General features: G+C 69.2%; 16 protein-coding genes and 2 tRNA genes. 14 read left to right on the top strand and 4 right to left on the bottom strand.

What is annotated here, in order from left to right; all coding sequences use genetic code 11:
• Positions 1-28: 28 nt before the first annotated feature.
• On the bottom strand, positions 29-1,591 hold the full coding sequence (locus VMD91_07880) for an NAD(P)H-hydrate dehydratase (protein HTW83967.1): 1,563 nt from the start codon (positions 1,589-1,591) through the stop codon (positions 29-31).
• Positions 1,592-1,594: 3 nt separating this feature from the next.
• On the bottom strand, positions 1,595-1,957 hold the full coding sequence (gene acpS, locus VMD91_07875) for a holo-ACP synthase (protein HTW83966.1): 363 nt from the start codon (positions 1,955-1,957) through the stop codon (positions 1,595-1,597).
• A 21-nt stretch (positions 1,958-1,978) separates the two neighbouring features.
• On the opposite strand from acpS, the gene VMD91_07870 reads away from it, so the two are divergent.
• The 6 genes from VMD91_07870 (at position 1,979) to VMD91_07845 (ending at position 9,399) form a co-directional block, all read left to right on the top strand.
• A complete protein-coding gene (locus VMD91_07870) occupies positions 1,979-2,560 on the top strand; it encodes an archaemetzincin family Zn-dependent metalloprotease (protein HTW83965.1) in 582 nt (193 codons plus the stop codon).
• A 218-nt stretch (positions 2,561-2,778) separates the two neighbouring features.
• On the top strand, positions 2,779-4,380 hold the full coding sequence (locus tag VMD91_07865) for a methyl-accepting chemotaxis protein (protein ID HTW83964.1): 1,602 nt from the start codon (positions 2,779-2,781) through the stop codon (positions 4,378-4,380).
• Positions 4,377-5,720, top strand: a complete 1,344-nt coding sequence (locus VMD91_07860) for a cache domain-containing protein (protein ID HTW83963.1) — start codon at positions 4,377-4,379, stop codon at positions 5,718-5,720. Before VMD91_07865 ends, VMD91_07860 begins: the two co-directional genes overlap by 4 nt.
• A gap of 3 nt (positions 5,721-5,723) precedes the next feature.
• Positions 5,724-5,939, top strand: coding sequence for a putative Se/S carrier-like protein (locus VMD91_07855; GenBank protein ID HTW83962.1), 216 nt, complete (start codon positions 5,724-5,726; stop codon positions 5,937-5,939).
• A 44-nt stretch (positions 5,940-5,983) separates the two neighbouring features.
• The gene (locus VMD91_07850) at positions 5,984-7,507 is read left to right on the top strand and encodes a S53 family peptidase (protein ID HTW83961.1); all 1,524 of its coding nucleotides are present in this window, start codon (positions 5,984-5,986) and stop codon (positions 7,505-7,507) included.
• 161 nt (positions 7,508-7,668) lie between these two features.
• Positions 7,669-9,399, top strand: a complete 1,731-nt coding sequence (locus tag VMD91_07845) for a hypothetical protein (GenBank protein ID HTW83960.1) — start codon at positions 7,669-7,671, stop codon at positions 9,397-9,399.
• A 48-nt stretch (positions 9,400-9,447) separates the two neighbouring features.
• Here the strand turns inward: VMD91_07845 and VMD91_07840 are convergent, their stop codons facing one another.
• Entirely contained in the window at positions 9,448-10,239 is a 792-nt protein-coding gene (locus VMD91_07840) for a biotin--[acetyl-CoA-carboxylase] ligase (protein ID HTW83959.1), read from the bottom strand.
• Between the two features lie 16 nt (positions 10,240-10,255).
• Between VMD91_07840 and ndk the strand changes: the two genes are divergently transcribed.
• The 8 genes from ndk to VMD91_07800 all read left to right on the top strand — a co-directional run bounded on the left by ndk (position 10,256) and on the right by VMD91_07800 (position 16,526).
• Positions 10,256-10,714 (top strand): nucleoside-diphosphate kinase, encoded by a 459-nt coding sequence (gene ndk / locus VMD91_07835; GenBank protein HTW83958.1) that lies wholly within the window; start codon positions 10,256-10,258, stop codon positions 10,712-10,714.
• A gap of 7 nt (positions 10,715-10,721) precedes the next feature.
• On the top strand, positions 10,722-12,047 hold the full coding sequence (gene eno, locus VMD91_07830) for a phosphopyruvate hydratase (protein HTW83957.1): 1,326 nt from the start codon (positions 10,722-10,724) through the stop codon (positions 12,045-12,047).
• Positions 12,048-12,131: 84 nt separating this feature from the next.
• Positions 12,132-12,875 (top strand): hypothetical protein, encoded by a 744-nt coding sequence (locus VMD91_07825; protein ID HTW83956.1) that lies wholly within the window; start codon positions 12,132-12,134, stop codon positions 12,873-12,875.
• 107 nt (positions 12,876-12,982) lie between these two features.
• Positions 12,983-13,054, top strand: a tRNA-Ile gene (locus tag VMD91_07820).
• 61 nt (positions 13,055-13,115) lie between these two features.
• Positions 13,116-13,190: transfer RNA gene (locus tag VMD91_07815), tRNA-Glu, on the top strand.
• A 123-nt stretch (positions 13,191-13,313) separates the two neighbouring features.
• On the top strand, positions 13,314-13,637 hold the full coding sequence (locus VMD91_07810; protein ID HTW83955.1) for a hypothetical protein: 324 nt from the start codon (positions 13,314-13,316) through the stop codon (positions 13,635-13,637).
• A gap of 474 nt (positions 13,638-14,111) precedes the next feature.
• Entirely contained in the window at positions 14,112-14,642 is a 531-nt protein-coding gene (locus tag VMD91_07805) for a hypothetical protein (protein ID HTW83954.1), read from the top strand.
• Between the two features lie 213 nt (positions 14,643-14,855).
• On the top strand, positions 14,856-16,526 hold the full coding sequence (locus VMD91_07800; protein ID HTW83953.1) for a methyltransferase: 1,671 nt from the start codon (positions 14,856-14,858) through the stop codon (positions 16,524-16,526).
• A gap of 8 nt (positions 16,527-16,534) precedes the next feature.
• Here the strand turns inward: VMD91_07800 and VMD91_07795 are convergent, their stop codons facing one another.
• Positions 16,535-17,491, bottom strand: coding sequence for an SIR2 family protein (locus VMD91_07795; GenBank protein ID HTW83952.1), 957 nt, complete (start codon positions 17,489-17,491; stop codon positions 16,535-16,537).
• Positions 17,492-17,507: the final 16 nt, after the last annotated feature.

Genomic DNA, 17,507 nt, shown 5'->3' with positions numbered 1-17,507 from the left:
AAGACTATCAAATACGGAGCGCGCTGACTCACATGTGGTTGCCAGGTTTTGCGACGGTTCCGGCACCGTCGGCACGCTCGAAGAGGCAAACGAGCGACGCGTCCGTGGGGCCGATGCATGCCGCCGCGCCGAGCGCATCGGCGACGTCGCGAGCGATCACGCCGCGCGGCCGCGCCGCCTGGGCGCGGGCGCCGGCCCGGCCGTGCCAGTAGGCGCCGAGCCGCGCCGCGTCGGCCGGACTGCAGCCCTGGGCGAGCAGCGTGGCGACGATCCCGGTCAGCACGTCGCCGGTCCCGGCCGTCGCCAGCGCGCTGGTCCCGGTCGGATTGAGGTAGGTCGCCGCCGGCGTTCCGATCACGGTCGTGCGGCCCTTGAGCAGGGTCGTGATGCCGTGCTCGCTGACGAACGCCCGCAGCCGCGCCAGCCGCTGCCCGGGCGCGATCATCCCCTGCCCGCTGAGCCGGGCGAACTCGCCGGCGTGGGGGGTGAGCACGAGCGGGCGAGTGCGATAGTCGCCCAGGCGCTTGGCGAGGTGGAAGAGCGCGCCGGCGTCGGCGACCGCCGGCAGGTCCGAGCCGGCCAGCACGCCGTTGACGATCGTGCCGAAGGCGTCCGAGAGCCCCAGGCCCGGCCCGATCCCGATCGAGCTGCAGCGGTTGGTCAAATCGAGGATGGTCCGCACGGCCGCGGCGGGGTCGTCTTCCTTGTAGGTGACGACGACTTGCTCGATCAGATGGGCCCGCAGCGCGGCCGCGGCCCCCTCCGGGGCCGCCACGGTGACGTAGCCCGCCCCGGCCCGCGCGGCGCCCATCGCCGCCAGCACCGCCGCCCCCGGGAATTGGGTCGAGCCGGCCACGATCAACGGCGCGCCGGCGCTGCGCTTCTCGGCGTCCTCCGAGCGGACCGGGAGCAGCGCGGCGAAGGCCGCGTCGTCGAGGACCTCGCTGGGCGGGTCGTCGATCCCGTCGGCGTCGGCGTCGCGCATCCCGATCGGCGCGCACCACAGCGCCCCGGTCGCGTCCCGCCCGCCCTCGAGGAAGCAGCCCAGCTTCGGGCGGCCCAGGGCGACGGTCGCCGCCGCGCGGATCGCCGGAGAACCGACCGCGCCGGTGCTCGGATCGATCCCCGTCGGCACGTCGAGCGCCAGCACCGGGGCGCCCGAGGCGGTGGCGGCCTCGACCAGCGCCGCCGTGCCGGGATCCAGCGGCAGCCGCGCGTTGACCCCCAGCAGGCCGTCGAGGATCAGGGCCGCGTCGCGCAAGACCGAGGGGTCGGGCGGGAACGGGCGTTCCTCGACGCCGGCGATGCGCGCGCGGAAGCGGGCATCGCGCCGCGCCGGACTGCCTTCGACCCCCAGGTCGGCGTAGACCAGCCGGCGCCGCGTCCCGCCGTAGGCCGCCAGGGCCGCGTACGCGTCGCCGCCGTTGTTGCCCGGACCGGCCAGCGCGACCACCGCGCCCTCGGCCCGCGCGGTCGCGTCGATCAGCCGCGCGATCGCGGCGCCGGCAGCGCGCATCAGCGCGACCTCGCCCTCGCGCGCGACGGCGGCGGCGTCGATCGCGCGCATCTGCGCCGCGGTCACCGCGCGCACGGCTCAGCCCTCCAGCACGACCACCGCGGCGGCCGTCGCGGCGGTGTGCGTGATAGTCAGGTGGACCGCTCGCACGCCCCGTGCGGCGAGCAGCTGCTCGTATTTGCCGAACAGCCGGATGACGGGCTTGCCGCTGCGCTCGTGGGTGACGCCGACGGCGCGCCACGGGATCGCGTGACCGAAGGCTTTGCGCGTCGCTTCCTTCGCCGCGAAGAAGCCGGCCAGCCGCTCGGGCCAGTTGCGTTTGCGCAGCGCGTACGCCATCTCTTCCTCGGTGTAGACTTTGCGGGCGAAGCGTTCGCGCTGCTCGCCTTCGAAACGATAGCGCGCGACCTCCGCCAGGTCGATCCCGATTCCGATGATCATCGCACGGGCCTTCGCCGCGCGGTGCCCAGGACCACCCACCTCGCAGCCCGAATCCAAACCGCGGCCGTGCGCGAGATCAGCATCGTCCCGATCAACGCGATCGACCCGGGTACTCTGACCCGGCTCGCGCTCTGTCTGGAGGAACGCTTTCTCGCCGGGGCGTTCGTGCGCACGCCGCTCGCGGTTCCCAAGAGCGCGCTCAACAGCACGCGCGGCCAGCTGTTCGTCGGTTCGCTCGTCAACCGGCTGACCGCGGCGTACGACGCGCGCGAAGCGCTGGTGCTGGGCGTGACGGACTTCGATCTCTACAAGACCTCGCACCAGTTCGTGTTCGGGTCGGCCAGCGAGACGCAGCGCTGCGCGGTCGTCTCGGTGCATCGCTTGCGCTCGGAGTTCTACGGCGACCCGAGCGACGACAACGCGCTCTTCCAGCGCCTGCTGAAGGAGAGCGTGCACGAGATCGGGCACGCGCTGGGTTTACGCCACTGCTACAACGCGCGCTGCGCGATGTACTACTCGAACTCGATCTTCGACACCGACAACAAGTTCTCGCATTTCTGCGAGAGCTGCGAGCGCCGCAGCCGGGCCAACCGTCCTGCCTGAGTCCGAAAACGGCGCTATCCACTTGTATAGTCGGGCCTGCTCGGCGGCAGGCACAAGGCGCTGAAGACGCGCTGACGAACGACCGATCCCTTAACCACGGTGTGCGCTGCGGCACATGCCGGTGCGCTTTTTTCTGCCCCTGAGGATCGTCGTTGGGCCTGACCTTGGAGCGATTGCTCACCGCTCGCCGCCGCTCGTCCGCCGGGCGGCGCCTCCTCGTGGGCATCGCGGCGGTGGTCGTCTCGGCGGCGATCCCGGCGTGTCCGCAGCTTCCCGCCTTGGCGCCGCTCGCGTTGCTGAGCGTGGCCGCCGGGGCGGCACTCGCCGGACCGCTGGCCGGGCTGTTGGCCAGCGTGGCGGCCGGCGCCGCCACCTATCTCGTGCACACGCCGCCGGGCTCGCCCGACGCGATCGCGGCGGCGCTGGCGATCTTCGTGGCCGGCGCGGCGTTCTCGTGGCTGTTGGCCGCGGCGCCGGCCGCGCCCGAGGACCTCGCCGACGAACCGGTCGCGGCGCTGGGCGGCGGCGAACGGCTGGCGCTGCCCGGCAACGCGCTGGGCGCGCACATCGCCGCGCTCAACGCGGGGATCCGCGAAGTCGCGGCCGGTGACTTCACCAAGAACCTGGCGATCGCCGACGGCCCGCTCGGCTCGCTCGCGATCGGGCTCAACAAGCTGATCTTCGGGATGCGCGACTTCTTGGGCGCGATGCACGGTGAAGCGCAGCGGCTGAGCATCTCCGGCGGCGAGCTCCAGTCGACCGCGGCCAGCTCGCTGGCGGTCATCGAGGGCGGCGCGATCGCGCAGAAGCAGCTCGAGGAAGGGATCCTCGAGCAATCGCGCATCGTCGAAGGCGCGCAGTCGAAGGTGCGCTCGATGACCGACGCGATCACCGACCTGGCGGGCTCGGCACAACAGCAGACGCGCTCGCTCGACGAGACCGCGCTCTCGGTCACCGCGATGTCGGCGTCGATCGAGCAGGTCGCCGCGCAGGTCGATTCGCTGCTGACGATCTCCTCGGAGACGACGCTGACCGCCGACCGCGGCGGCAACGCGATTCACACCATTGTCGACGCGATGTCGACGATCCGCTCGACCATCGCCGAGCTGGGCGGCGACATCAAGCGTCTGGGCACCAACTCCGATCAGATCGGCGACATCGTCAAGGTCATCGACCGCATCGCCGAGCAGACGAACTTACTCGCGCTCAACGCCGCGATCGAGGCGGCCCGCGCCGGCGAGCACGGCCGCGGCTTCGCCGTCGTCGCCAGCGAGATCCGCAAGCTCGCCGACGGCAGCGTTCAGGCGACCAAGGAGATCGCCTCGCACATCGGCTCGACGCAGGGCGTCATCGGGCAGGTGACCGAGGCGATGACGCGGCTCTCCGAGCGGCTCGAAGAGAGCGTGGTCTCGACCGACAACGCCTCCGACGCGTTGCGCGAGATCGTCAGCGCCGTGCTCGGTTCGAACCAGCAGATCGGCCAGATCAACGACGTGACGCGCTCGATGTCGGACAACGCCTTCCGCGTCATCCGCTCGATCGAGGACATCACCAAGTCGGTCGGCGCGAACCTGGCCGCCACCACGCAGATGGCCTCGCACTCCGGCGAGGTCTCGAGCGCCTTCGAGGCGATCACCTCGATCAGCGCGCAGAACGCCTCCTCGGTCGAGGTGCTGACCTACGTCAACGACGAGGTCACCTCGGCCGCCCAGCGCATCCTGTCCTCCGTCGAGGAGATGAACCAGCGCGCCGCCGCGATCGACGGCCACTTGGGACGCTACACTATCAAGGACCGAAAAGTGGAGGAGGCCCCGGCATGAAGCTCGGCCTGCGGACCAAGATCATCGGCACGCTCGTGATCGCGATGATCATCTCGACGGCGATCTCCGCGATCGCCGCGCGGCAGACGATGGCGACCGACCTCAATCGCCTGGCGGCGCAACAGGTCACCAGCGGATCGACCGGCTTCGCCGGGTACTGGGACGGCAAGCGCGACGCGGTCAAGCTGCTGGTCACCCAGGCGGCGATCGACGACGCGGTGCGGCGCGACACCGCCGCGCGCAACGGCGCCAAGCTGTCCGACACGCTCAGCGGCATCGCGCGCCAAGCCGGGCTCTCGTTCCTGACCGTCATCGACGCGAGCGGCAAGGTGCTGGCGCGCGCCAACGGCGGCAAGACGGGGACGACGAACGGCTCGCCGTTCGTCAAACGCGCGCTCGACGGTGAGACCGTCAGCACCGCCGCGGTGCTGCCGTACGCGGAGCTCGATGCCGAACAGCTGGTCCCGCAGATCGAGTCGACGACCAGCGGCAAAGCGGGCGTCGACAACGGCTTGGCCGTCATCTCGGCGACGCCGATCTCCGACCAGAACGAACGCACGATCGGCGTCGTCTACGGCGGCATCGTGATGAACCACTACTACGACGTCGTCGACGAAGCGGCGCACGCGCTGGGCGGCAAGGCCGCGGTGCTGTTCGACGGCCAGTTGATCTCGAGCTCGATCTCGCGGGCCGACGGAACGCGGTTGGTCGACGAGCCCGTCCCCGCCGCGCTGGGCTCGACCACCACCACCTGGACCGGCGTCGACACCGAGGGCGGCGAGCAGTACATCGCGCGCGTGCAGCCGGTGCTCGACGATCAGAACAACGTCATCGCCGAGCAGTGGTTCGGCGTGCCGCTCGGCACGTTCCAAGACATTCAGTCGCACACGATCTTCTCGCTGCTGCTGTGGGGCGTGGTCGGCATCCTGATCGGGCTGCTGATCGGGATCCCGGTCGTCGAACGCATCTCGCGCCAGCTCATCCGGCGCAGCGGCCAGGTCCGCGCGTCGGCCAAGGAGCTGTCCATGGTCATCGTCGGCAGCGAGGTCTCGGGCGATCACGTCGCACAGACGCGCGCTGCGATCGAGCGCGAAGGCGAGCTGCTCTCGCGTATCGCCGCCGAGGTCGCACCGGCCGGCGGCGGCGTCGCGACCCAGTCGGCGGTCGCCGAGACGGTCGGCGAGGCATCGGCCCTCAACGCAGAGATCCTCGGCGACGTGATCGTGATCGACACGCTGGCCAGCGAGATGGCGGCGCGCACCGCGCAGGCCGTCACGCGGGTCAACGAGCTCAACGAAGTCGCCGCTGGTCTCGATCAACTGGTCACCGGCTCCAAGTAGCCGATGGCCGACGTCATTCTGTTCTTCGCGTCGAACGCCGACACGATGATCGCCACCAAGGCGCTCAAGGACGGTGGCGTCGCCGCGAAGATGATTCCGAAGCCGGCGCACGTCAACGCGCCGGCGAACCTGGCGCTCAGCGTCGACGGCGCGGTCGAGTCGACCGCCGTCGCCGTCCTGGCCAGCGCCAACGTGCAGCTCGGCGGCGTCGTGAAGTAACGCACCCGCGCGGCGCGGCGTCGCGCGGGTACACTGAACGCGCCATGGGTGAGTTCAGCCGTCAGACCGTACCGGGTTCCGAGCGCACCGTTCCCAGCGGTGCGGGCGATCGTGGTCCCGCCGACCCGAACGACGTCGCCGAGATCAGCGTGCTGCTGCGCCCGCGCGAGACGCCGCCCGAGCCGCGGCCCGGTCGTGCGCCGTTCGACCGCTACGAGTACGCGCGCCGCTTCGGCGCGACGCGCGAAGACGTCGAGGCCGTCGAACGCTTCGCGCGCGACGCCGGCTTGCGCGTGGTCTCGCACGATCTGGCGCGGCGCACGGTCCGCCTGTCGGGCACCGTCGGCGCGCTCGGCGCGGCCTTCGGGACCGAGCTGCGCAGTTACGATCACGGCGGCGGCTCGTTCCGCGGCCGCAGCGGTGCGCTCAGCGTGCCCGCGGAGCTGGGCGACATCGTGGTCGGCGTGTTCGGCTTGGACGAGCGGCCGCAGGCGCGCGCGCAGTTCCGCCCGGCCGCCGCCGCAGCGACGGCCTACGATCCGATGCAGATCGCCGATCTGTACGGCTTTCCCGCCGGCACCACCGGCGCGGGCCAGACGATCGCGCTGGTCGAGCTGGGCGGCGGCTATCAGACGAGCGACTTGCAGACCTACTTCGGTGCTCTGGGCGTGAGCGTGCCGAGCGTGACGGCCGTCTCGGTCGACGGCGCGACGAACGCGCCGACCGGTCAAGTCGACGGGCCCGACGGCGAGGTGATGCTCGACATCGAGGTCGCCGGCTCGGTCGCGCCCGACGCGGCGATCGCGGTCTACTTCGCGCCCAACACGGATCAGGGGTTTCTCGACGCGATCACGACCGCCGTGCACGCGACTACGCCGGCGGTCGACGTGATCTCGATCAGCTGGGGCGGTGCCGAATCGACCTGGACCGCACAAGCGATGACGCAGTTCGATCAAGCGTTCACCGACGCCGGCAACCTCGGTATCACGGTGTGCGTCGCCGCCGGCGACGGCGGGTCGAGCGACGGCGTCACCGACGGCAAGGCGCACGTCGACTTCCCCGCGTCGAGTCCGCACGCGCTGGCCTGTGGCGGAACGACGCTGCAAGGCAGCGGCAGCGTGATCGCGAGCGAGGTCGTGTGGAACGACGGCGCGCAAGGCGGCGCGACCGGCGGCGGCGTGAGCGATCAGTTCTCGCTGCCGAGCTGGCAGACCACCGCCGGCGTGCCGCCGTCGGTCAACGACGGGCACGTCGGCCGCGGCGTTCCCGACGTCGCCGGCGACGCCGATCCGAACACGGGCTATTCCGTGCGCATCGACGGCACCGACACGGTGTTCGGCGGGACCAGCGCCGTCGCGCCACTGTGGGCCGCGCTGATCGCGCGGCTCAACCAAAGCGCGAAACAACCGCTGGGCTTCGTCAACCCGGCGTTGTACGCGCAAGGCGAGACGCCGTTCCACGACGTCACCAGCGGCAACAACGGCGCCTACAGCGCGGGTCCGGGCTGGGATGCCTGCACGGGCCTGGGCAGTCCGAACGGCACGAAGCTGTTGGCGGCGATCGGCTAACGTAGCAGCCGCCGGATCACGCAACGCGACACGGCGGCGCGCCGGGAAGAGCGAGCGTCGGCATCAGACGGTACCGTTCTATGTCGAGCCGGACGGCAGGGGGCGCCCGCCCTCCAGGGAACGCGCGAGATCGTTTGCCTTCCACCAAGGGATAATTCGACATGTCGGCCGATCGTTTTTCGCGTCTGGGATCGCTGGTCGCGATCGCCGTCCTGCTTGCGGGCTGTGGTGGCGGCGCTGCAGCCGTGGCGCCCGGAGGTCCGGCGGCAACGTCGCCGGTCGGCGCCGACCGTGGGACGGCGCGCTTTACGATCGCGGTTCCGAAGGCGAGCGCCTCCACCGCGAGCGCGCGCCGCTCGCCGCGCTACGTCTCGCCGGCGACCGCCAGCATGACGGTCTCGATCGTGACCAATCCCGGCGGCAGCAGCCAGGTCAACGAGACCGTCGGGCTGACGCCGACCTCGAACGGCTGCAGCTCGACGTTGGCGTCGACGTCGTGCACGCTGACGATATCGCTGCCGGCCGGATCGTACGACGCGGCGATCTCCACCTACGACGGCGCGAATGGAACCGGCAACGAGCTCTCGCAAGGCCAACTGGTCGATTTCACGATCGCCGAAGGTCAAGCCAACGCGATCGCGCTGACGCTCTCGGGCATTCCGGCCTCGCTGCACGTCATCGGCGCCGCGTACCCTGTGCAGGGCTCGCAGAGCGGCGGCTTCACGCTGTACGGCGCGGGGGCGCAGAATCTCATCGTCGAGGCACTCGATCCTGACGGCAACGTGATCGTCGGACCCGGCTCGCCGACCTTCACGCTCGCGCAGTCCGCCGGCAGCGGCTTCACAATCGCCAATCCCACCGCCACCTCCCCCAACACGGTGAAACTCACACCACCCGGCACGAACGGGACGAGCGAGACGTTCTCGCTGACCGCGGCCTACAGCGACTCCACCTGCTCGATCAGCGGCGCGGTCTGCAGCGCGACGTTCTCGGTGAAGAACGACGTCCAGACGCTGTTCGCCGTGAATCCGAGCGCCGGGGACGTGACGGCGTATGCGCCGCCGTACACCGGAACGCCCGCGACGATCACGAACTCGCTCTCCGAGCCCTTCTCGTTGGCCGTCGACGCATCGTCGAATCTCTTCGTCGCCGACGAGTCCCTCAACACCGTGACGGAATATGCCCCGCCGTATACCGGCGCCCCGATCACGAGCATCAGCAGCAGCGTGAACGGCCCCAAGCAGATGCGACTGGATGCGGTCAGCGACCTTTTCGTGATAGATTCCAGCGCGGTGACCGAATACGCTCCGCCGTACACCGGCACGCCGACGTCGATCACCAACACCATCAGCGAGCCGGGGGCCATCGCGCTCAACACGTCCGGCGAACTGTTCGTCGGCAATTTGTCGAGCAACAAAGTCACCGGCTACACCTCGCCGTACACCGGCGCGCCGGCCGTGACGATCAGCACCGGCATCAACTATCCCGGCTCGCTTGCGTTCGACGCCGCCGGCGATCTGTTCGTCGCGAATCAGACCGGCGAGACGGTGACGGAGTATGCGGCGCCGTACACGGGGTCGCCGAAAGTGACGATCAGCAGCGGCATCTCGGGTCCGGAGTCGCTGGTCTTCGACCCGCTGGGGAATCTGTTCGTGGCGAACCACGCCGGCAACACCGTCACGGAGTACGCCTCGCCGTACACCGGCGCGCCGGTCGTGACCCTCTCGGGCCTCTCACAGCCCAACGCGCTCGTCCTGGACGGCGCCGGAGACCTGTTCGTCGCGAACCAGGCAAACAGCACGATATCGATCTACGCACCGCCCTACACCGGGACGCCCACGACGATCTCGACCGGCTTGAGCCACCCCGACGCGATCCAACTGACCCCCTGATCCCTCGTCGCGCGATGCGAGTCCCACGGCCGGTTCCCGGACGGTCGATTAGACGACGCGCGCGTCGGCGAGGTGGACCAGGCGTTCGCGGCCGTCGACGTCGAGGACGAGGCCGCCGTCGCTGCCGAGTCGTTGCGCGATGCCGTCGACGAAGGTGCCGTCGGCGTCGAGCCGCAGCCGATAGGGGCGCCCGCGCAGCTCGGCGCGCGCCTCCCAGGCGCGCGCGATCGCCGGGGGATCGTCGAGCACGTCGAGCAACCCGTCGAACGCGCCGAGGATCGCGGCGAGCAGCGTCTCGCGTTCGAGCTGCGGCGTCGCGTCGGAGAGATACGCCGGCGCGGGCACGATCGCCGCGATCGCCGCGTCGGGCGGACGCCGCACGTTGAGACCGATCCCGGAGCCGACGTGGGCCACCTCTCCGGTGACGCGCGAGACGCACAAGATGCCGGCGGCTTTGCGCGCGTTCAGGTCGAGGTCGTTCGGCCAGCGCAGCTCCAGGCGCGGACCGCCCGCCGCTTCGATCCCGTCGGCGAGCGCGAGCGCGACCCAGAACGGTACCGCCCAGAGCGCATCGCTCGCGACCGTGCGCGGCAGGACGACGGTGAAGGTCAGCGCGGTGCCGGCCGGGGCGACCCAGCTGCGACCGGCCTTGCGGCCGCGACCGGCCGTCTGGTGTTCTGCGACCAACGTCGCACCGGCTGCCGCCGGATCGCCCAGCAGCGTCGTGGCATCGTCGTTGGTGCTGCCCGTCTCCGCGACGTAGCGCACGTCCGCGAAGCGCGTTCCGGCGAGGGCGGCGCGCACGCGCGCGACGTCGAGAGGTGCGTCGGGACCGGGCACGTATCACCGTTGCGCTATGGCAGTCGAACGAACCTTGATCCTCGCCAAAGCGGACGCCGTGGTCCGCGGCCTCGTCGGCGAGGTGCTCTCCCGCTTCGAGAAACGCGGGTACACGATTCTGGGCCTCAAGCTGATGCAGGTCACGCAAGACCAGGCGAAACGGCACTACGCCGAGCACGAGGGCAAGCCGTTCTTCGACGGCCTCGTCGCGTACATCACCGGCTCGCCGATCGTCGCGATGGTGATCGAAGGCGAAGACGCGATCGAAGGCTGCCGCGCGACGATCGGCGCCACCAACCCGATCAAGGCGACGCCGGGCACCATTCGCGGCGACTACGGTCAGACGATCGGACGCAATCTCGTGCACGGTTCGGACTCGCCGGCGTCGGCGGAGCGCGAAGTCGCCATCTTCTTCACCGGCGCGGAACTCTTCCCGCGCCGGAGCTTCTTCGGCGACTGGGTCGCCGCGAAGTAGGCGATCGATGGCGATCGAGTCGTTGCGGGGCGGCGGGCGGCCGCTGATCGAAAGCGTGCGCGCGCGAGAGATCCTCGACTCGCGCGGGAACCCGACCGTCGCGGTCGCGGTCGCGACTTCGTTCGGCGCGGTCGAAGAAGCGATGGTGCCCTCGGGCGCGTCGACCGGCGCGCACGAGGCGGTCGAGAAGCGCGACGGCGATCCCAAGCGCTACGGCGGCAAGGGCGTGCTCCAGGCCGTCGCCGCGGTCAACGAGATCATCGGGCCGGCGATCGAAGGGATGGACGCGACCTCGCAGCGCGAGCTCGACGCGACGATGCTCGAGCTCGACGGCACGCCGAACAAGAGCAACCTGGGCGCCAACGCGCTGCTCGGCGTCTCGCTGGCGGTCGCGCGCGCGGCGGCGGTCTCGCTGGGCGTACCGCTGTATCGCTATCTCGGCGGCCCGTCGGCGGCGACGCTGCCGGTGCCGATGATGAACGTCATCAACGGCGGCAAGCACGCCGAAGGCGCGCTGCAGTTCCAAGAGTGCATGATCGTCCCGCTCGGCGCGCCGACGATGGCCGACGCGGTGCGCTACGGCAGCGAGATCTTTCACACGCTGGGCAAGCTGCTCCACGAGGCGGGCCACTCGACGCTGGTCGGCGACGAGGGCGGCTACGCGCCGAAGCTCGACTCGATCGACGACGCGCTCACGCTGATCGTCAAAGCGATCGAGAAGGCCGGCTACACGGCGGGCAGCGACGTGGCGATCGCGCTCGACCCCGCCTCGACCGAGTTCTTCCGCGAGGGCAAGTACTGGCCGCACAAGCCCGACGATCATCCGCTCACGTCGGCCGAGATGGTCGGTTTGTACGAGGGCTTGTGCCGCACGTATCCGATCGTCTCGATCGAAGACGGCTTGGCCGAGGACGACTGGGACGGCTGGCAGCTGTTGAACAAGACGCTCGGCGCGCGCGTGCAGCTGGTCGGCGACGATCTGTTCGTGACCAACGTCGAGCGGCTCGAGCGCGGCATTCGCGAGGGCAGCGCCAACGCGATCCTGGTGAAGGTCAATCAGATCGGCACGCTGACCGAGACGCTCGACGCGGTCGAGACCGCGCACAAGGCCGGTTATCGCGCCGTGATCTCCCACCGTTCGGGTGAAACGGAGGATACGACGATCGCCGATCTGGCCGTCGCGACCGGCGCCGGGCAGATCAAGACCGGTTCGCTGGCGCGCAGCGATCGCACCGCGAAGTACAATCGCCTGATGGGCATCGCGGAGGAGTTGGGGCCGTCGGTCGCACGCTATCCGGGCCGAGCGGCCTTCGCCGCGTTAGCGCGGGATTAGGGTTCACCGACCGGCGCGGGCGTAGGGGTGGGGTCGTCGAACGCAGACGTCCCCACCTCCCGTAGTGCTCCAGGAGGGATGCACGTGCGCTCGACCCTCGCCATGATTTCCGCGCTCGGCGCGATGCTTACCATCGCGCTCGGTTCCCCGTTTGCCGCCTCGGCGCAGCCGTTCCCGAATGAGACCATCCAAGGGACCGTCAAGCAGTTCGACGGTGGCGAACATCTCTATGTCGACGACGTTCGCGGTTTCACCGACGACGTCGCGCTCGGCGAGCAGACGGCGGTTCGTCCCGCCGGCACGCAGCTCGCGCCGGGCATGTCGGTGACGATCCACGGCTACAACGCCGGCCACTGGTTCGACGCGACGACCATCGACGTCGGCGCGACCGCCTCCGAGCCGCCGCCGGCCCCGCCGCCGCAGGTGCCGGTCGCGCAAGATCAGCCGCCGGTCGACGACACCGCGCCGGTCGACACCGCGCCGGTTGTCCAGCCCGACCCGTACGCGGTCGCCCCGCCGCCGGCGTATCCGCCCTACGCCTATCCCTATCCGGTCTACTATCCGTACCCGGCGCCGGTCTACTACGGCTGGTACGGCGGAGCGCCGGTCGTGCTGAGCTTTGGCTTCGGCGGCGGCTACTACTATCACGGCCACCCGTACCACGGCCGCGTCTGGGCCGGCGGCGGCTATCGCGGCCCGGTCGGCGCCTATCGCGGCTACGCCGGCGGCGCATACCGTGGCTACGCCGGTGCGTACCGCGGCGCGGCGGGCTACCGGGGCGGCGCGGGTCGCGCGCCGGCCGCGCGCGGCGGTGGCGGTCGCCACTAGCGGTCGGCCGCTCTCCTCGTCCCGACCCTCTCCGCGGCGCGCCGGCCCTCCTGGCGCGCCGCGGGCGCATGCAACCGCCCCGGCGAAACAGCCGGTCGAGGGCGGATGGGCCCGTAGCTCAGCGGTAGAGCAGCCGGCTCATAACTGGTCGCGCGCTGGTTCGAATCCAGCCGGGCCCACGTCCTCGAGCTTTCGCCGCGGCAGGTTCCCCGCCGGTCGAAGCCCAAGCCCGCGCGGTTCGGCGCCATAGTCTATCGGTTAGGACGCCGCCCTTTCAAGGCGGAGAGACGGGTTCGACTCCCGTTGGCGCTACCAATTTGCTGCACACTCCCAGATTCGTCCAACCACCCGGTGAATTTGGGAGTAGGGCAGCCCGTGTCCAGCCGAATTTGGCATATAAGGGCGATGACTGGCGACTTCGGCAAAACGGAAGGGCGCATGCTCGTGCATCTGAACACGGCCGGCGCAGCAGTTGAACACAGTTGGGTCTCGCCGGACCGCGACATCTGGGTGGTGCGGTACGCCGCAAACGGGCACGAAGGCACCCTGGTCGTTTCGCACGTCGCCGCGAATGTGCTCGATCATTGGACGGCTGAGGACATCGACGAGTTCCTGCAAGGTCTTCGTGTCGTTGAAGCCGTCGAGGATCTGGGCGCGGGCCTCGCGTTCTTCATCCGTGGCGCCGACGGACCGACGGGGACGTTCAAGGAGCGGGGCATCGTCATGGTCGAGGTGCCGAAGGAAAACCTCGGTCTCGCCTAGGCATCCCCTAATGCTGGGTCCAGGCCTAATGTGTCATCCGCAGGCCTGACCCAAGCGGCTGTTGCTGCAACTTGCCGGCGGCGTGTTACGATCCTGATCGCGACGTATCACGCTGAACTTCCTCCGCGCTTCCGGGGCGAGGAAGCAGACATGGCGACGCGCGCTCGCCGAGGGCGCGGAGACCGGTGATCGTGCGCCGCATATTCCCCCCGCGGCGGAGTCCACCAGATCTGGTAACAGCTTGCGGCGATCCCAGCAGCAGGTCTATGACGTCGAGGACCTCGCCCGGACCTCGCGGCTGTGCATCCGGAGCCCCGCGACCGATTGGGTTTAGTCCGTTGGTCGCGGGGCGGTGTGTTTTTCCGGCCGTCGGGCGGGCGGATCGCGGATCATGCCCGTCTCGGCCCCCAAAATAGTCTTGCGCAGAACGAGTTTGTACGGTGCAGGACACGCAGACGGCCAAGGACGCAAGTGGTGGCCGGCGTATCGGCACTCGTGGCATCTTTTACCGTGACGGGTCCATTCGAGATTCCCACCCGCGTGGGGCGCACCGGTGCGAGACACGTCGACTCCAGGGCACTCGACGAGTTTTGGGAGGTTGCTGGCTGCGACGAGCGCATCGGGTGCTACGTGTTCGGTATCCGGAGCGGGCGCGGCACAATCCCGCACTACGTCGGCCGCACGACTGCCTCGTTCGAGGGCGAGTGCTTCCAGCAGCACAAGATCGGAAAGTACAACGACGTGCTGTTGGATACGCTCAAGGGTACGCCGGTAATGTACTTCGTGACGCTTGACCGCGGTCGCGGCCGGCCGAACGAGACTGCCATCTTCGCCCTCGAAGAACGTTTGATCGCGCTCGGGAAGCAGCGGAATCCCGAGTTGAAGAACATCTCTGGGACCAAAGAGACGGCGATCACCGTGCACCGCGTCATGGGCGCGGGTCGCGTTCAAGGCGCCCCCAGAATTCCCGAACGCCGCTTCAAAGCGATGATGGCTATCCGATGACCCGAGTCGGCTGACACGGCCTCGGTCGCAGCACCGAAGGACGCGGACAGCGCGAGATGAAGTGCGCGGGTGGGTCGCTTGACGCGCACCGATCCAAATTAATGATCCAGTCCGCTCGCGGCACCAAGAAGCCTCCGGTTCGCACAGGACGAACGAAAGGCGTTGATCAGGGTGCCACCCAGATAGCACAGTAGCGCGTAGGATGGAGGAGTGGTGAGGATCGTCGAGGCGTCCGCAGCGGTCTTCAACGACGTCGTCGACGTCGTTCGCGCCGCCATCGATCTCGGGGCGAAGTCCCGCTGCGGCGGCCGCCGCACAAGCGGCGAGAACCGTCTCGTGAGGTGGGCGATGCTGCGCCCCGCTCTGCCTCGAGCCATCGTCGAGGACCTGGCGTCCGCCATCCGCGCCGGCGAAGACCCGCTCGGCGAGGCGCTGCAGCGCCTGCACGACCGCTCGAAGCGCCGGTCGACCGGCATGTTCTACACCCCGACCGCGCTCGTCGAGCCGATGGTGACCTGGATGCTGGAGCAACATCCGGAACTGGTGATCGATCCCGGTTGCGGCAGCGGGCGCTTTGCAGCGGCCGTCGCGCGACGCTCGCCGGGGACAGCAGTTCTGGCAATCGACAAGAACCCGGCGGCAACGCTCGTCGCCCGGGCGGTCCTCGCGACCCTGGCTCCAGAGCGCTGGACGGTGCGGCACGCCGACTTCCTCACCATGAGCCGCGACATGATCCCGCGCACCGGTCAGATGCGGGTCGGTTGGCTGGGCAATCCGCCCTTCGTGCGCCACCACGAGGTCAGCCGCCGCGCGAAGGAGCGCGGCCTGGAAGTCGCGCTCGAAACCGAACATCACTCCAACCTGAACGCGGGCCTTCACCTCCTCTTCTTCGCGAAGACGAAGACGCTGGCGCTAGGCGGGGATGTCGGCTGCTACGTTACCAGCGCCGAATGGCTAGACAACCGCACCGGAGGGCTCGTGCGCGAGTTATTCCTGAACGGCCTGGGGGGCACCGGCGTGACGGTGATCGAACCGAAGACGTTCACGTTCACCGCGGTCAAGACGACGGCTGCACTCACGCAATTCGTGATCGGTCAGCACGACACGCCCAAACGCATCGCCCTGGGGGTGCCTGTGGCCGAGGTGCCGCGGCACCTGGCCGGCGAAGGCGGCGTCGTGATCGCCCGCGAGCGGCTGGAAGCGGCGCGGGGATGGACACACGCTGCACGCAATCCACACGCTGTGGACGACCACGGACCGACCATCGGCGACCTCTTCAGGGTGACCCGAGGAACGGCCACCGGCAGCAACGAGTTCTTCGCCCTGACGCCGGACCGCGCAAAGGTCCTCGGCGTCGCGAAGTACGGCGTCCCGACCGTCACCCGTGCTGAGGATATCATCGCTGCCAACGGCGTCCTGTGGCGCCGGCCGGACCTCAAGATCGTCCTGAACATCCCGAAGACGCTCCGTCGTCAAGACGATCCGGCGCTTGACGCGTATTTAAAGACCGGCGAACGTTCGGACGAGCAGGGCTTGGTCGTCTCCGCGGGCTCGAACGCGCAGAAGCGCAATCCGTGGTGGGTTCTGAACGTCGCGCGACCGCCCATCGTAGCGACCTACATGGCGCGTCGCCCACCGGCGTTCGCCCGGAATCCCGACCAGCTTGGGATCCTCAACATCGCCATCGGCCTGACGCCGAAGGTCCCGATGTCGGAGGAGCAGATGCGGACTGCGGTCGACGCGCTCAACGCGGCCGCCCCGACCTACGAGGGGCACGCCGTGACGTACTTCGGCGACCTCAAGAAGTTCGAGCCCAGAACCCTAGCATCGCTGCCGCTGCCGGCATCGCTATGTGCGTTCCTTCCCGCGACGACCACGAAGTAGTCGCGAGATCAAGCGCACGCGAGTTCGCGCAAGACCGGCAAGCCTGCCGGAAGGGGGCCGTGGAACTCAACCGTCCGTCCCGGCAGCAGCCGTCGATAGGTTTCGGCTTCCTCGGGATACAGGTTGAATACGTCGACTCGGGCGGTCGACGTGAGATGCCGCGCAAGCAGATCGCGCACCGCCCAGTCGTACTCCGGCGCGCTATAGCCGATGACGATCAGCCTGCGCGCTGCGGCGAGGACGGACGCTGCGCCTGACCATACGTGCTCGAGTCCGCGCGGCGCGACCGGCTTTTCGCGTACCGGCGGAACGATGAATGCCCGGCCTGTGATCGCCGGCCGGCAGTCTACATACCGCATGATGCGGCCACCGGGCGCGAGGCTCCAGGACAACGAACCGTGCAACTTGTAGAGCGGCACCCGGCCGGAGGTCGACGTATCCTGTCCGTGTCCACGAAAGAGCGCTCCCTCAAGCCGTTCGCCGACGATGCCGTAGTGGAATCCTGGTGAACGTCGCGTCGGCTTGAAGCGCAATCCGCGCTCGATGATGATGTCGTAGTTGGTCGTGACGACCGCCAGATGCGGAATCGCTCCGAGCGTCGTCCAAAGGTTCTCTTGGTCCGGAACCTGCGTGCTACCTGCGATCTTCGTGAGCGTCGTGAACTGGGTACGGTAGTTACGCGTGTGCGCCATGTCCTGCGCCAGGTTGTGCGCTATCAGGGCTGCGAGGTCGTGGAACAGGGCGAGGTCTCTTGGGTCATCGCTCGCCTGAAGTTCGGAGAACCACGCTTCGAGCGCTACGGGACCGATTGCTTGCCGCTCATTCCACGCCTCTATGACGTGCAGCTCGCGTGCGTGACGCCGACGGCCTCCATCGTACTCGGGCGCCAAACGCAGAAGATCGACAGCGAGGCGCGCCGCCCGCCCAACGGCGCTCGCACCGGCCCCGGCGAAGACTACCGTCATCCGGCCAGCTCCAAGG

The sequence above is a fragment of the Candidatus Sulfotelmatobacter sp. genome (assembly GCA_035504415.1).
Taxonomy (GTDB): Bacteria; Vulcanimicrobiota; Vulcanimicrobiia; order Vulcanimicrobiales; family Vulcanimicrobiaceae; genus Vulcanimicrobium.
This window is presented reverse-complemented; position numbering and strand designations above follow the sequence as displayed.